The organism is Bradyrhizobium septentrionale, assembly GCF_011516645.4.
In the GTDB taxonomy this organism is placed as follows: Bacteria; Pseudomonadota; Alphaproteobacteria; order Rhizobiales; family Xanthobacteraceae; genus Bradyrhizobium; species Bradyrhizobium septentrionale.
On sequence record NZ_CP088284.1, the window covers coordinates 41,091 to 57,459 of the forward strand.

The window sequence follows — 16,369 nt, forward strand, 5'->3', positions numbered from 1 at the left end:
CGGGTTGCGGGCCGCGCGCCTGTCCGGCACGACGATCGACGCGATTGCCTAGTTCCTCTTGGATCGCGCGAATCTCTGCCAACAGCGCGACCGGATCGAGCGAGCGATACTGATCGCGTAGCCGTTTCTTCACGGCCGCGGTCACCTTGGGATGCGCTAAGGCACGCTCTTAGGGCGTCGATGGGAGATGATAGCGCTTGATCACTTTAGCTCCTTCGCGACGCTTCTCCTTCAGCTTGAACGACGGTTGGAAGAAGTTGATGTAAAGCCGTGCCGCCGCATATAGGCGGCCCATCATACGCGCCGTCTCGACGCCATCGAAGCGGCCATAGCCCATGAGGCGGCGGACGACGGCACCACTCTTCTGCTCGACAAACGCCTGATCATTCTTCTTGTAGGCGCGCGAGCGAGTTACTTCGAGCTTCTGTTCGCGACACCATGGCACGACGACATCGTTCATGAAGGCGCTGTCGTTGTCGAAGTCTACGCCGCGCAACAGCCAGGGGAATAGGCTCTGTGCGCGGTTGATCGCCTCGACGACGAGCGAACCTTCCCGCGTCAGCAACGGCAGGCACTCCGTCCAGCCGGTGGCGACATCGACCATCGTGAGGGTCTGGATGAACGAGCCAGCCACCGACGTGCCGCCATGGGCGACCATGTCGACCTCGCCGAAGCCGGGCACCGGGCTGTTCCAGTCAGCGAACGTGCGGATCGGGACCTCGCGCCTGATTGCCGAATAGAATCCGGCACGGCGCCGCCTGAACGCCGCTCGCCGCGATCTTCACATCGACGAGCAGGCGATCGATGGTGGCGGTCCATCCCCCGACGGAAATCGATCGGCTGCGTCGCGATCCAGATCGACAACCCAAGTCCTGCGTCGCGCCTAGCAACAATGGCGAGCTCCTGCTCCACGGCATCGCCTGGTGCGCACGATGTGGTCATAAGATGTACGTCCGCTACAAGGGCGGTGGAGTTTCCCTTCGCCGGTTGGCGAATGCTGAGAAAGAGCTGGCGCCGGTTGTTTGGACAGCGCCCCGCGGGATTTAAGTGGATTCCTGCCGGGTTATGCTGAACGCGGGGCCTTACGATTTTGTCGTTGCGTCGGGAGGGCGTAGCCCGACCAGAGCGACGACAAAATCGTCGGCGACGGTCATGCGGCCATCACCATAGCTTGCGTGCCGAAGTAAGCCTCGTCGGGCGTGCGCCCGTCAAGGCTCGAGTGAGGGCGTCCCTGATTGTAGAAGGCCAGATACTTGGCAATTGACGCTCGCGCCTCGGACACGCTGTCGTAGGCGCGGAGATAAACTTCTTCGTATTTGACCGTGCGCCAGAGCCGCTCGACAAACACGTTGTCGCGCCAGGCGCCCTTGCCGTCCATGCTGATGGCGATCTTCGCGTCCAGCAGCACATCGGTGAACTCGAGGCTGGTGAACTGGCTGCCCTGGTCCGTGTTGAAAATCTCGGGCCTGCCGTGCTTCGCCAACGCCTCCTGGACCGCTTCGACGCAGAAGGCCGCCTCCATTGTGATCGAGACGCGATGGGCCAGGACCCGTCGGCTGAACACATCGACGACCGCCGCGAGATAGACGAAGCCACGCCGCATCGGAATGTAGGTGATGTCCATTGCCCACGCCTGGTCGGGCCGCTCGATCTTCAATCCGCGCAACAGGTACGGGTAGATCTTGTGACCCGGTGCCGGCTTACTCGTGTTCGGGCGACGATAGACCGCCTCGATCCCCATGCGCTTCATCAGCGTCGCGATGTGGCGGCGACCGGCGTATACGCCCTCCCGCCGCAGCAACGATCGCTGCATACGCGCTCCCGCGAAGGGATAATCGAGATGCAGCTCATCGAGCCGACGCATCAAGGCAAGGTCCTCGGCCGAAACTGGCCGAGGTTCATAGTAGACCGTGCTGCGAGCCAGCTTCAGGACCTTCGCCTGGCGCACGATAGAAAGATCATGACCGCGGTCGATCATCGCTTTGCGCTCAGCAGGCCCGCCTTGGTGAGCGCGCCGGACAAAAAATCGTTTTCCAACGCCAGCTCGCCGATCTTGGCATGTAACGCCTTCAAATCGACCGGCGTCTCGGCCGACGCCTTGTCATGCCCAAACACGCCTGCGGCGCCTTCCAGGAGCTGGTTTTTCCAGATCGTGATCTGGTTCGGATGAACATCAAACAGTTGCGCCAGCTCCGCCAGCGTCTTGTCGCCTTTGACCGCAGCCAAAGCAACCTTCGCCTTGAATGCCGGAGAATGCATCCGGCGGCTCTTCTTCGTCATCTTCGCTCCTGATTCGCAGCAAGAATCCTCGCCGCTGTCAGGCAGAAAATCCACTCAAGCTACTGTCCGAATTTGCGGAGCCAGCTCTCTTCGCTGGCTCCACATCCAGACGCTCCGACACGTCCTCGCCGATCACCACCTTCTGCTTGCCGGCATGCTCAGCAAGGTCTTCCGGCTCAATGACGGTTTCGATCCGTTCCAGATGGGGCGCAAAGCCCTTGCGCCGACGCGGTGCACGCTTGCCATCCGCTTGCTCACGGCCCTTGCTGACCTGGGCCTTGATTGCAGCGATGCCGGTCTCAATTTCCTCGAAGACAAAGGCCTGCTGTTCATCGTCGCCGTTCGCAGAGCCGAGCTTTTCCGATCGTCGGCCGAACCGGGCGCGGTCGAAGGCCTTCAGGATCTGCGTCAGCCGCTCGATACGCGCATCGGCATCGGCGTTGCGCACCCTGAGATCGGCGACTTCGCTCTCCAGAGCATCGGCGCGGGCCGCCCTCTCGGCCAGGGCAAGCACCATGGCTCTCAGCGTCTCTACGTCATTCGGGAGGTTGAGATCGGGCGGCGTCATTGGCCCGACCAAGCACATTTTGCCCCGGTTCTCTTGCCTTTTCAGCTCACTGATTCACTTCGCCGCAGCGCTTTTACCCAACAATCTCCGGCGGCTTGACCGCCACGGTCCGGACCCGCTTCCAGTCCATTCCATCCACCAGTGCCATCAACTGCGCAGGATTCATCTGCACCCGATGATGCCCGATCCGCGGCCAGCAGAACTTCGCCTTTTCGAGACGTTTTAAATAGAGGCACACGCCGGAGCCATCCCACCATACGATCTTTATTCTGTCGGCTCTTTTGGCCCGGAAGACATAAAGCGCACCGTCGAACGGATCTGAGCCCGCATCGCGCACAAGCGCAACCAGGCCATCGATACCCTTGCGGAAGTCGACTGGATGGCTGGCGAGGAACACCTTCACGCCCGAGGGAATCATGCCGAACGCACCGCCCGGATCACTCGCTGCAAGTGCGCCTCGTCGACGTCCACGCCGGCACGCACGACGACCTCGCCAATGGCAATCTCAATCACTGTGCCTGCCACAGACGCCACCACGCCCTCGCAACTCGAGTGCCGCGAGCGATAATGCCGCTCGGCCCGAGCATCACGGCGCCAAGCGAACAGCTGCGACGGGTGAATGCCGATCCGGCGGGCGATCGCCGAGACGCTCGCGCCAGGCTCCAGCGCCTCTGTCACAATTTGCGCCTTGAACTCGTCCGACCAGCGTCGGCGAAGCTGCCGCGGCGCTCCCTCAAGACGGTCGGCGACCGCTTCGATCATATGGAAGGTTCTAGTTCCAGAACTAGTACCTACTGTTCTTAAAGCGTGAGTCGTGATTCAAGGTCGGGATGATACCCGAAGCAAGAGAAGTCCACCTTTCGAGGAAAGATCGCAAGGTGCTTGAGGCGTGTTGCCGCTCCCCGGTGACGTTGCAGCGCGATTTGAAGCGGGCGCGGATAGTTCTGTTGGCGGCGGATGGACGCAGCACTCGGTCGATCGCCAAGGAAGTTGGGGTCCAGCCGCGGATTGTCAGCCTTTGGCGGCATCGCTATGCCGACCAAGGCCTTGAAGGGCTGCAAGACAAGCCGCGACCGGGCAAGCAGCCAATCTATACGAAGGCCACCGACAAGCGGATTCTGAAGCTGCTGGACAAGCCGCCGCCGGACGGGTTCGCACGCTGGACCGGGCCCCTGCTGGCCGGGGCGCTGGGCGATGTTGACGTCCAATATGTCTGGCGGTTCCTGCGCAGCCACAAGATTGACCTCGCGGCTCGTAAGTCCTGGTGTGAGAGCAACGACCCGAACTTTACGGCCAAAGCCGCCGATGTTGTCGGCCTCTATGTCGCCCCGCCCGCGAAGGCCATTGTGCTGTGCGTGGACGAGAAGCCCTCGATCCAGGCTTTGGAGCGAGCGCAGGGTTATCTGAAGTTGCCCAATGGCCGCGCCTTGACCGGCCAGAGCCACGATTACAAGCGGCATGGCACCACAACATTGTTTGCGGCGCTCGAAGTCGCCACCGGAAAGATCATCGCGGCGCATTCAAAACGCCGACGCCGCGTCGAGTTTCTCGACTTCATGAACAGCGTCACCGCGGCTTTTCCGAACCGGAAGCTTCACGTCATCCTCGACAACCTCAACACCCACAAGAAGAACGAGCATTGGCTCAAGGCCCACCCCAACGTGCAATTTCATTTCACGCCGACAAGTGCGTCTTGGCTCAATCAGGTCGAGGTATGGTTTTCGATCTTGCAGGGGCAGTCGCTCAGCGGCACCTCCTTCACAAGCCTCACGCAGCTTCAGGAGCACATCGATGCCTACGTCAACGCATACAACGACAGAGCCGAGCCCTTCGTCTGGACCAAGAAAAAGGTCCGTCAACGCCGTTTCAAAGGCCGCCGTATCACTCAGCTCTGATTCTGGGTACTAGGCGCAGACATAGAAGCTCACATCGGCTCACAAACTCAGCAGCCGATAGCCGATCGCTTACCACTCCGCCAGACGGGGTTTCTTTGCCGCTTACGAGCTGCGGGGCGACCAGTTCAGAATGCCCGCCATGGAGCCGCTAGATCGAAGGAAGATATTTTCGGCTGCCGAAACTTCGCAACGGTTGATCGGCGCGACCTACAACATCCGCTGAAACAGGAGCTGGGAATGGACAAGGTCGTGCATTACGTAGTCAGCCGACTTCCGGTGATCGGCGCCGACCCGGCGGTGATCAACTACAATCGGATTGATCGCCTTCGTTTCGCCCCTCAGGCGGGCGCATGACGCATCCTGAGGATATTCGCGACCTGCTCTTACGGTTCACAGGCCCCGACGCTAACGCAGACGCTTGCGCGAATCGAGAGCGCGATGCGCGGGGTGGAGGCGAAGGATTGCGAAAGCTTTTTCGAAGGCGTGGGAGGAAGCCTTGGCCGCGGCCGCCGAGATGAAGCGCCTGGCCGGGTAGATCAATGGACCATCCATGGCTCGGCATCCTGCTTTGCCTTCCGCACATCCTCGAACCGGGCGACTGGGTCGAATATCGCTCGGCGCCGGCAATACTGGGCGCGATTTCGACCTGGAGACCAACCTGCCGGTCGCCGAGCTCAAAAATTCATTCGATGGCAGGGCGGCGCGGAGTCGATCCGTGAGATCCCGTGTTCAAGGATTAGCTGCTGACGTTGCTGCCGCCAGGGTAATCCACGAGCGCTTAACTGAATCCGGTCTGCGCCCGCCACAAGCGAGCGTAAGCGCCTTCAGCCGTCAGCAGATCAGCATGCCTTCCCTCCGCAACAACACGTCCCTTATCCAACACGACGATCTTATCGGCTCCGCAAATCGTGTTGAGTCGATGAGAGATAACCACGATGATCTTGCCGGCCAGACGCAGTTCCTCAATCGCCCGTATGACAAATGCCTCGGCGACGGAGTCGAGAGAGGCGGTCGCCTCGTCGAGGATTAAGACCTCTGGATCGCGGTACAAAGCTCGAGCCAACGCTAGGCGCTGCTTCTCTCCGCCCGAAGGGCGTACGCCGTTCTCGCCCAGATAGGCCTGGTAGCCACCTGGCCAGCGCTCGATCACGTCACGCAGACCGATTTGTTCGCAGATGTGCACTATCTTCCCGGTGTTCGGTTCGAACTCGCCAAGCGCGATGTTCTCGATGACTGAGGCCGAGAACACGTCCACGGATTGCGGTACCGCGGCAACAATCTTGCGCAGGGATTCAGCCGAGAGGTCTTGGAGGTTATAGGAGCCGATGCGGATGCGTCCACCCTCAAGCGGGTACACATTTTGCAGCAAGGCAGCAAGCGAACTCTTGCCCGAGCCGCTTTCTCCGACCACAGCCGTGATCTCCCCTCGCCGGAAGCTGACGCTGAAATCCTTGAAAAGCTCCGGCTGGGCGCCATGGCGGAACGTGACGTTCTCCAGATGAATATCGCCAACGTCCGACGTGGTGGCATTAATGCCGCCGCTGCCTGCTGGATCAAGGTCGAATATCTCGAACAGGCGATCCGCCGCGATAATGGCATCCTGAACAATCCTGTTGGCGTGAATTAGGCTTGTAACCGGGCCGGTGATATGGCCGAGCAGCGCATAGCAGGACAGTAACTCGCCGGGTGTAATGGTCTGATCGAGGGCGAGCGTTGCACCGAACCACATCAGCACGATGGTAAAAAGGGTCGAGAGGAAGATCGATGCATTGTCTCCGACGATTGAGATGAGGCCGGACCTGTAGATGGAGTGCAGGGTCTTAACAAAGCGAGTCTCAAACTTCAGGCCGGCATAGCTCTCTATTCCGAAAGCTCTGATCGTGGAGATGGCTCCGAGTGATTCTACCACCTGCGCCTCCAGATCTGCCGCATTCTCCATAATTGCGCGCTCGCGCTTGCTATTCAGCCGGTTCATGGTCCAATAAACTAAGAGGTATACTGGGACGGAGCCCGCCACTACCAAAGCGATTTTCCATGAGTAGACGAACATCAGCCCAAAGGAGAACAGGATCACCAGCACATCAACAAATAAGGTGATCGAGACGTCGTTCAGAAAGCTTCGGATCTTGACCGCGTCGTTCATGCGGGAGATGATTTCTCCTGTACGCATGCCATCAAAAAACTTCTGGGGCAGGCTTAGGACGTGATTGTAGTAGCCTAGGATCAAGTGGAGATCGATCTTTTGCCCCGTTTGCAGGACGAGCCGGTTTCGCAGGAAATTGATCAGGGTCTGCGGCACAAGGATCAGCAGCATCACGACGCTCATGAGATTGAGCAAATTGCGGTTTCCTGCTGTGATAACATGATCGACAATCTTTTGGATGTAGATGGTCGTCGAGAGGCCGAGGAGGGTCGTTATCAGTGCGCCGACGAGGGCCTGCGTTAGTGCGGCTTGGTGGGGCGCAACCAGTCGGGCAAAGCGGAGAAGGGGGGAGGTGGTCTCGTCGCGGCGCTTGAAGTTGTCTGCCGGGACCATGAGCAACAGGACACCAGTCCATTGCGTCTTGAATTCCTCGTGAGACAGCTTGCGGATCTCTCCATACGCTGGGTCCATGATGGTGACCCACCTCCGGTCGATCGCTTGAACGACTACGAAGTGGTGCAGGACCTCCTTTACCACCACATGCGCGATGGCGGGCTTGGGAATCTTGTGCAAGCTGTCGAAGCCACCTTTGACGCCCTTCGCAATGAAACCGAGCTTTTGAGCCGCTTGGAGGAGACCCGACACGCTGGTCCCGGAGCGGTCGGCCGAGGCAAACTGACGGATCAGCGACAGTGGCAACTTGCAGCCATAGAAGGCGCCCACGGAAGCAAGACTAGCAACCCCGCAATCCGTGATGTCGCGCTGCTTGAACTTGGGGATTCGACTCGACATGGCGGCCCACTGGCCCCTTAGAAAATTTAACTAACGAGGTGACAGGAGCGGGTTAAGCCAATCATCGATCTCGTTGTAGAGTAGTTGCAGGAGTGTGCGCTTCGCCACGAGAAAGCGGCCGCGCACGGTCATGCCCTTCTTCAAATGACCGATTATCCCGTTTGTGAGCTCAAGATAATTTCGGGAGAGCGCGCAGCGGACCTTGAACACAGGGTTCTTGTCACGCAGGGTGAAGTCCTGCGCCACGTCTAGCACTGTCGCGTCGATCATACCCCATTGATTGTAGTTGAAAGCATCGACCTGGAGCCGCACCGGCTGGCCCGGCCTTACGAAACCGATGTCTTTGGACGAAACGTAGATTTCTGCCACCAGTTCGCGGTCGGGCGAGATCCAGCCGACAGTTTGCCCCGCCTGGACGTAGCTTCCGGGCATAAGGCCGGCGAATTGCTCGATAGCCCCTGACACGGGGGCACGGATGATAGTCAGATCACGTTCGTTCTCAAGCTGATGCAAGTTGGCTGTTAGTTCTCTCAGGCGCAGATTAGTGTCGAAGAGCTGCTGGTTCCATTCGGCGGATTTGCTCCGGGCGAGGATCTCGCCTCTCGCCTCAAGGCTCTGGAGAGCGAAAGCCTTTTCCTCAATTGACTTCGCGGGCGCGGCAGCAACCGAGACGAGACGCTGAGCACGTTCGAGTTCTGCGGCGGCATTCCTGCGGGCATATCGGTTCTCCCGCAACAAGTTGAGAAAATGCAGCCACTCGGCCCTGGCGGACTCGGTCCGCAGGGGGATGGGCGCGTCCGCCTGCGCACCGAAAGAGATCATGGTCTGAAGATCAGTGGTGCGATCGTTCTTCGCACGAATTTCGCCAGAGAGCACACTGATCTTCTCTTGAATGCCCTTATCGTCAAGGGCGAGGATTTCTCCGCCTTCTGCAACAATATCGTTCTCAACTGCGAGTACACGTGAGATGCGCCCGGAGGTGGGCGCGATCACAGGAGTCTTCTCGACGGTAGGACGAATCGCACCAGCACTTTGAACTGACAGCGTGACGGTTATGACTGGCAGCGACAGCAACGCCGCAGCGACCGAAGACACGATGATCTTATAGATCGCCAAAGATCGTCCTGTTTCTCGCGACAGGATGCTCTCTGCAGTGAAGTTGATCATTTCAGGAGGGAGCAGGATATTGGTCATTGCAGACGTATATTCCTATCGACGATTGGCTGCCTCCATTGAAACTCTGATCGAGTGGGGCTGGTCGCTGCTTAAGTGGTGCACCGACCAGCGCCGCGCTCTGATTGCGGTGATAAGGCTTTGGCCATCTCATTAAGGATGGCGACCACCGCGCCCGCGAATCATTCCAACTCCAATTATTGCACCGACCACCACTGTCGCAACGTTAACCACTGTTTGAACGACCCTATCGAAGACCTTCCAGAACGAGCCTCCCAAAGTTGCCGCTGCTTCTTCTGGGGATAATTCGGTTACGCCGTAGGCTAGCAGGTCGATTTTCATCGTTGCTCGTTTTTCCATGATTGCTTCTTTCTGTTGTCGATAAACGATGCGCGTCAGCGCCGCCGACTCGCAAGCAGATGGACATCAAGAATCGTGCCAACTGCTCTGAGAAAGCGGAAATCTTTTCCATGCTGCTCGAAGTTCTCACTCGATGACGAAAATCCTTGTGAGGCATTCTGACCAGCAAGGGTGATCCTCAAGCAATTAGTCTTCTCGGCGATCCTCGCCATTGACGGTGCGTGCTTTGTGTTGGGCCGTGTCTGGTCCAAGACGTCGCTGTCCCAGGCCCGACAGTAAGACGGCAGTATTCAGTCAACGCAGCGATAGGTGCGTTGTTTCTTTAAGAAAAGCCCGCAGAGCGCCATTGGCACGTCGGTTGCTTGAGATGCGCGAGTGATCCCTCACGACCATGATCAAGGGACCGGGTGCCTTATCCTTCGAACAAGTGCATTCAAGAGCTGTTCGAGGTCGAGGTGAGGAAAGCGGCCAACGAAATTTCTATTACTTTGCTCGAACGAGCATTCGAGCGTGACGAGCTTCAGAAGCTGTTCTCGCTGGGCGCGTAGAAATGACAGATATTGTTAGGGGCAGTTTGGAAAATCTGGATGTAGAAGGCTTGAGCAAGCTTCTAGTCCTCGCCAAGGAGAGAAACCGGAGTAGCAGCCGAAAAGCTACGTTGATACGAAAGGTCGGGCGCGAAACCGCGCTAGCACCATCGTTTGCGCAGCAGCGGCTGTGGTTTTTGGCGCAGCTGGATCAGGGCAGCACGCAGTATCACATTCGGCCGGCGTGGCGGCTGAAGGGTGGGCTCGACCGCAGCGCCTGGCAACGCAGCCTGGACCGTTTGTTTGCGCGGCATGAGGCGCTGCGCAGCGTCTTTGTCACCTCGGAGGGCAAGCTCCGGGTTGAGCTTCTGCCGGAGGAGGCGGGGCTGCCGGTCGTGGAGCACGATCTGCGGGGCAGGCTGGATGCGGACGCCGCGCTGTCGCAGCTGTGCCAGCAGGAGGCGCGCACGCCGTTTGATCTGGCGCGGGGCCCGCTGATCCGCGGCCGGCTGATCCGGCTGTCGGACGAGGCACACGTGTTGCTGCTGACCCAGCACCACATCGTCTCGGACGGCTGGTCGCTGGGCGTGTTGGTGGGCGAGCTCACTCAGCTGTACCGGGCATTCGCGGCTGGGCAGGACGATCCGCTGCCGCCGCTTGCGATCCAGTATCCGGACTATGCTGCCTGGCAACGGCAGTGGCTGTCGGGGGAACGGCTGCAGCGCCAGGCGCAGTATTGGCGCAGCAATCTGTCCGGCGCGCCGGCCCGTCTGGCGCTGCCGACGGACCGGCCGCGGCCGGCGCAACAGTCGTTTGCCGGGGCGACGGTCCCGATCATCATTGATGCGGATCTGACGCGGGGGCTGAAGCGGCTGAGCCGGCAGCATGGCACGACATTGTTCATGACCGTGCTGGCGGGGTGGGCTGCGGTGCTGTCGCGTCTGTCGGGACAGGACGATCTTGTGATCGGGGTGCCGAGTGCCAATCGGGGGCACCGCGAGATCGAAGAGCTGATCGGCTTCTTCGTCAACACCCTGGCGCTCCGGCTGGACCTGTCGGGCGAGCCGAGCGTGTCGGAGCTGTTGGAGCGGACGCGGCGCACGGCGTTGGGAGCGCAGGAGCACCAGGAGCTGCCGTTCGAGCAGGTGGTGGAGATCGTGCAGCCGCCGCGGGCTCTTGATCATACGCCGTTGTTCCAGGTGATGCTGGCCTGGGAGAACAATGCGGTTGGGTCATTGGACCTGCCGGGGCTGAGTGTGGAAGCTGCCGGGGAAGAGATTGATCAGGTCAAGTTCGATCTGGAGCTGAGCCTTGGCGAGCAGGGTGAGGAGATCGCCGGAACGCTGGCTTATGCCACCGCGCTGTTTGATCAGACGACGATCGAGCGGCAGCGGGATTATCTGCTGGCGCTGCTGCGGGCGATGGCTGCCGATGCGCAGCAAGAGGTCGGGCGGATTGAGCTGCTGTCGGCCGCCGAGCGCACCTATCTGCTGGAGGAGCTGAACCGGACGGCGGCACCGTATCCTGCGGACAAGTGCATCCAGGAGCTGTTCGAGGCGCAGGTGCGCAAGGCGCCGGAGGCGGTGGCGCTGGTCTATCAGGACCAGCGCGTAAGCTATGGCGCGCTCAATGCGCACGCCAACCAGCTGGCGCATCATCTGATCGCCCTCGGGGTGAAGCCGGATCAGCCGGTGGCAATCTGCGTTGCGCGCAGTCCGCTGATGGTGGTGGGGCTTTTGGCGATCCTGAAGGCCGGCGGGGCGTATGTGCCGCTGGACCCGGCCTATCCGTCGGCGCGGTTGCGCCAGGTGCTGGAGGATGCGGCGCCGCGGCTGCTGCTGACCGATGCGGCGGGCCGCGCCGCCTTGGGCGATGTGGGCCTCGATGCGAGCGTGCTGGAGCTCGATGCGGCGGCACCGGCCTGGGCCAGCCTGCCGGAATCGGATCCGGATACGCGCGCGCTCGGCCTCACCTCCCGCCATCTCGCCTACGTGATCTACACCTCGGGATCCACCGGTACGCCTAAAGGGGCCCAGAACGAGCATCGGGCTATCGTCAATCGCCTGATGTGGATGCAAAATGCCTATGGTCTCAACGCAACTGATGTCGTGTTGCAGAAGACGCCATTTAGCTTCGATGTCTCGGCCTGGGAGTTCTTCTGGACCTTGCTTGAAGGGGCAACCCTGGTGCTGGCGCCGCCCGGCGCGCACAGAGATCCCGACGCATTGGTCGACTTGATCATCAGCCAGCGCATCACGACGATTCACTTCGTGCCATCCATGCTGGTCAGTTTTATGGATGCGAAGAGTGTTGACCGCTGCAGGTCGCTGCGGCGTGTTTTATGCAGCGGCGAGGCGCTCCCTGCCGCCAGTGTGCATAGGGTTCGGCGCGTATTGCCCCGGACGGGCCTGCACAATCTCTACGGTCCGACGGAAGCTGCGATCGACGTGACAGCGTGGAGTTGTCCGGCTGAGTTTGATGAGGCCGTTGTCCCGATCGGCCGTCCGATCGCGAACACGCGTGTCTATCTGCTGGACGATCATGGGGAGCCGGTGCCGTTCGGGGCGGTGGGCGAGCTCTGCATTGGCGGTGCGGGGGTGGCGCGGGGCTACCTGAACCGCCCTGAGCTGACGGCGGAGCGGTTCATCGCCAGCCCCTTTGTGGACGGCGACCGGCTGTACCGGACCGGCGACCTGGCACGCTACCTGGCGGACGGCAATCTGGAGTTTTTGGGGCGCAACGACGAGCAGGTGAAGATCCGCGGCTTCCGGATCGAGCCGGGCGAGATCGCGGCGCGGCTCCTCGAGCATCCGGCGGTGGGTGATGCGGTGGTGGTGGCGCGCGAGGATGGCCGCGGCGAGCAGCGGCTCGTTGCGTATGTCGTCGCCCCCGAAGCTGAGGAATCTGATCTTGCCGGGGGTTTGCGCGCACACTTGAGTGCGCGGCTGCCGGACTACATGGTGCCGTCTGCGTTCGTGCGGCTGGCGGGGCTGCCGCTGACGGTGAACGGCAAGGTCGATCGGAACGCGCTGCCGGCCCCGGGCGAGGAGGCGTATGCGCATCGCGCCTACGCGCCGCCGCAGGGCGAGATCGAGACGGCGCTGGCAACAATCTGGGCCGAGCTTCTCGGTGTGGAGCGCATCGGGCGCCACGATCACTTCTTCGAACTGGGCGGCCACTCGCTGTTGGCAGTACAGTTGATGGAGCTTCTGCGGCGGCGGTCGCTGGGCATCGAAGTGCGCACCCTGTTCGCCCAGCCGGTGCTGGCGGATCTGGCCGCAAGCCTCGGCCACCATCAGGAGGTGGCGGTCCCGGCCAACCTGATCACCGAACGGAGTGCGGCGATCACGCCACAGATGCTGCCGCTGATCGAGCTGGCACAGGACGAGATCGACCGGATCATCGCCACGGTGCCCGGCGGGGTTGGCAACATCCAGGACATTTACGGCCTGTCGCCGCTGCAGGACGGCATCCTGTTCCATCATCTGCTGGCGGCAAAGGGCGATCCATACCTGCTGGTATCGCAGATGGCGTTTGCCGAGCGTGGGCTGCTCGAGCGCTATCTTGCCGCGGTCCAGCGGGTGGTGGATCGGCATGACATCCTGCGCACCTCGTTTGTCTGGGAGGGGCTGTCGCAGCCGGCCCAGGTGGTGTGGCGGAAGGCGCAACTGGAGGTGACCGAGGTCGAGCTGGATGGCGCTCATGGTGCTGGCGCCGAGCAGCTGAGGGAGCGGTTTGATCCGCGCCGGCACCGCATCGAGCTTGGCCGGGCGCCACTGCTGCGGTTTGTGATTGCGCGCGAGCCCGGCAGCGCGCGCTGGCTGCTGCTGGAGCTGCAGCATCATCTGATCGGGGATCACACCACGCTGGACGTGATGCATGCTGAGGTCCGGGCCGAGCTGGAGGGGCGCCAGCATGAGCTGCCGGCGCCGCAGCCGTTCCGCAATCTGGTGGCGCAGGTGCATCTACGCGGTGATGCCGAGGCGGACGAAGCGTTCTTCCGGGAGCTGCTGGCCGACATCGACGAGCCGACCACGCCGTTCGGCTTGAGCGAGGTGCGCGGCGACGGCGGCGGGGTTCGTGAGGCGCATCGGTTGTTGCCGCCGGCGCTCCATGCGCGGCTGCGGGAACAGGCGCGGCGGCTGGGCGTCAGTCTGGCAAGCCTGTGCCATCTGGCGTGGGGGCAGGTGGTGGCGCGCAGCAGCGGCCGCGAGCAGGTGGTGTTCGGCACGGTGCTGTTCGGCCGCCTGCAGGGCAACGCCGGCGCCGACCGCGCCATGGGGCTGTTCATCAACACCCTGCCGCTGCGGCTTGATCTTGATGGGACTGCGGTCGAGGCGAGCGTGCGAACCACGCATGCCCGGCTGGCCGAGCTGCTGGCACATGAGCATGCCTCGCTGGCGCTGGCGCAGCGCTGCAGTGCCATTGCGGCGCCGGCGCCGCTGTTCAGCGCGTTGTTGAACTACCGCCACAACACCGCGGCGGTCGCCACCGCAACCGATGACAGTCTGGTGGGCGTGGAATGGCTGGGCGGGGAGGAGCGCACCAATTATCCGCTGACCTTGTCAGTGGAGGATTTTGGCGAGGCGCTCGGGCTGACGGCGCAGGTGGCGGAGCCTATCTCGGCGGATCGGATCTGCGGCTACATGCAGCGGGCGCTCGAGCAGCTGGCAGAGGCGCTGGAGCGGGCGCCGGACACGCCGGTGCGGGAGCTGGACATCCTGCCAGCGGACGAGCGTACCTATCTGCTGGAGGAGCTGAACCGGACGGCGGCACCGTATCCTGCGGACAAGTGCATCCAGGAGCTGTTCGAGGCGCAGGTGCGCAAGGCGCCGGAGGCGGTGGCGCTGGTCTATCAGGACCAGCGCGTAAGCTATGGCGCGCTCAATGCGCACGCCAACCAGCTGGCGCATCATCTGATCGCCCTCGGGGTGAAGCCGGATCAGCCGGTGGCAATCTGCGTTGCGCGCAGTCCGCTGATGGTGGTGGGGCTTTTGGCGATCCTGAAGGCCGGCGGGGCGTATGTGCCGCTGGACCCGGCCTATCCGTCGGCGCGGTTGCGCCAGGTGCTGGAGGATGCGGCGCCGCGGCTGCTGCTGACCGATGCGGCGGGCCGCGCCGCCTTGGGCGATGTGGGCCTCGATGCGAGCGTGCTGGAGCTCGATGCGGCGGCACCGGCCTGGGCCAGCCTGCCGGAATCGGATCCGGATACGCGCGCGCTCGGCCTCACCTCCCGCCATCTCGCCTACGTGATCTACACCTCGGGATCCACCGGTACGCCCAAGGGCGTCATGGTCGAGCATGCTCAGATCGTTCGTTTGTTCGAGGCGACGCAGGAATGGTATGGGTTCACTGAACAGGACGTATGGTGCCTGTTCCATTCCTTCTCGTTCGACTTCTCGGTGTGGGAGTTGTGGGGCGCACTGCGTTATGGCGGTCGTTTGATTCTTGTGCCGAGCGACACCGCTCGCTCTGCTCCTGACTTCGATGATCTCATCTGCAAGTCCGGCGTTACAGTTCTGAATCAGACCCCTTCGGCTTTTAAAGCTCTTGTGGATCTGGAGCGTCAGCGCGGTGCTCGAAACCGCCTTCGCTACGTTATTTTGGGTGGAGAGGCTCTGGAGCCATCGATTCTGAAGCCGTGGTATGCAAGGCATTCAGATCGTGCACCACAATTGATCAACATGTACGGTATTACGGAAACGACCGTGCATGTCACCTATCGGTCTCTTGATCAGTCTGACACCACCGATTCGGGCAGTCAGATCGGAAGGCGCATTCCCGATCTTCGGATCTATCTGCTGGACGATCATGGGGAGCCGGTGCCGTTCGGGGCGGTGGGCGAGCTCTGCATTGGCGGTGCGGGGGTGGCGCGGGGCTACCTGAACCGCCCTGAGCTGACGGCGGAGCGGTTCATCGCCAGCCCCTTTGTGGACGGCGACCGGCTGTACCGGACCGGCGACCTGGCACGCTACCTGGCGGACGGCAATCTGGAGTTTTTGGGGCGCAACGACGAGCAGGTGAAGATCCGCGGCTTCCGGATCGAGCCGGGCGAGATCGCGGCGCGGCTCCTCGAGCATCCGGCGGTGGGTGATGCGGTGGTGGTGGCGCGCGAGGATGGCCGCGGCGAGCAGCGGCTCGTTGCGTATGTCGTCGCCCCCGAAGCTGAGGAATCTGATCTTGCCGGGGGTTTGCGCGCACACTTGAGTGCGCGGCTGCCGGACTACATGGTGCCGTCTGCGTTCGTGCGGCTGGCGGGGCTGCCGCTGACGGTGAACGGCAAGGTCGATCGGAACGCGCTGCCGGCCCCGGGCGAGGAGGCGTATGCGCATCGCGCCTACGCGCCGCCGCAGGGCGAGATCGAGACGGCGCTGGCAACAATCTGGGCCGAGCTTCTCGGTGTGGAGCGCATCGGGCGCCACGATCACTTCTTCGAACTGGGCGGCCACTCGCTGTTGGCAGTACAGATGTCGAGCCGGCTGTCACAAGCGGTTGGGGTCGAACTGCCGCTGATGACGGTGTTCGCAAAACCGATACTGGCTGCCCTCGCTCGCGAAATTTCTATTACTTTGCTCGAACGAGCATTTGAGCGTGACGAGCTTCAGAAGCTGCTCTCGCTGGGTGCGTAGAA

Annotated in this window: 9 protein-coding genes and 1 pseudogene; 2 read left to right on the forward strand and 8 right to left on the reverse strand. The window is 61.7% G+C overall.

What is annotated here, in order from left to right; genetic code table 11:
• Positions 1-169 precede the first annotated feature (169 nt).
• The 5 genes and pseudogenes from HAP48_RS00205 to HAP48_RS50575 form a co-directional block, all read right to left on the reverse strand.
• Entirely contained in the window at positions 170-682 is a 513-nt protein-coding gene (locus tag HAP48_RS00205; protein WP_166217187.1) for an integrase catalytic domain-containing protein, read from the reverse strand.
• A gap of 468 nt (positions 683-1,150) precedes the next feature.
• Positions 1,151-2,280, reverse strand: a protein-coding gene (locus tag HAP48_RS00210) for an IS3-like element ISRj2 family transposase (RefSeq protein WP_166204126.1) whose coding sequence is annotated in 2 segments (ribosomal slippage) — positions 1,151-2,028 and positions 2,028-2,280 — 1,131 coding nt in all. Because the reading frame shifts where the segments join, the coding sequence is not laid out codon by codon here.
• Positions 2,281-2,368: 88 nt separating this feature from the next.
• Positions 2,369-2,848, reverse strand: a pseudogene (locus HAP48_RS00215) (IS66 family transposase); the annotation flags it as partial.
• Positions 2,849-2,921: 73 nt separating this feature from the next.
• Positions 2,922-3,266 (reverse strand): IS66 family insertion sequence element accessory protein TnpB, encoded by a 345-nt coding sequence (gene tnpB / locus HAP48_RS00220; protein WP_165125830.1) that lies wholly within the window; start codon positions 3,264-3,266, stop codon positions 2,922-2,924.
• Positions 3,263-3,610, reverse strand: a complete 348-nt coding sequence (locus tag HAP48_RS50575) for a transposase (protein WP_029085231.1) — start codon at positions 3,608-3,610, stop codon at positions 3,263-3,265. Before HAP48_RS50575 ends, tnpB begins: the two co-directional genes overlap by 4 nt.
• A gap of 68 nt (positions 3,611-3,678) precedes the next feature.
• Here HAP48_RS50575 and HAP48_RS00230 point away from each other — a divergent pair, with 68 nt between their 5' ends.
• Positions 3,679-4,743, forward strand: a complete 1,065-nt coding sequence (locus HAP48_RS00230; RefSeq protein ID WP_166204319.1) for an IS630 family transposase — start codon at positions 3,679-3,681, stop codon at positions 4,741-4,743.
• A gap of 778 nt (positions 4,744-5,521) precedes the next feature.
• Here the strand turns inward: HAP48_RS00230 and HAP48_RS00235 are convergent.
• From HAP48_RS00235 to HAP48_RS00245, 3 genes are all read right to left on the reverse strand, one after another.
• Positions 5,522-7,678, reverse strand: a complete 2,157-nt coding sequence (locus HAP48_RS00235; RefSeq protein ID WP_166217190.1) for a peptidase domain-containing ABC transporter — start codon at positions 7,676-7,678, stop codon at positions 5,522-5,524.
• A 30-nt stretch (positions 7,679-7,708) separates the two neighbouring features.
• Positions 7,709-8,794 carry an HlyD family secretion protein gene (locus HAP48_RS00240; RefSeq protein ID WP_166105935.1) on the reverse strand — a complete coding sequence of 362 codons (1,086 nt, stop codon included), beginning with the start codon at positions 8,792-8,794 and terminating at the stop codon, positions 7,709-7,711.
• 210 nt (positions 8,795-9,004) lie between these two features.
• Entirely contained in the window at positions 9,005-9,211 is a 207-nt protein-coding gene (locus HAP48_RS00245) for a hypothetical protein (protein ID WP_166217193.1), read from the reverse strand.
• Between the two features lie 658 nt (positions 9,212-9,869).
• Here HAP48_RS00245 and HAP48_RS00250 point away from each other — a divergent pair.
• The gene (locus tag HAP48_RS00250) at positions 9,870-16,367 is read left to right on the forward strand and encodes an amino acid adenylation domain-containing protein (RefSeq protein ID WP_420869797.1); all 6,498 of its coding nucleotides are present in this window, start codon (positions 9,870-9,872) and stop codon (positions 16,365-16,367) included.
• Positions 16,368-16,369: the final 2 nt, after the last annotated feature.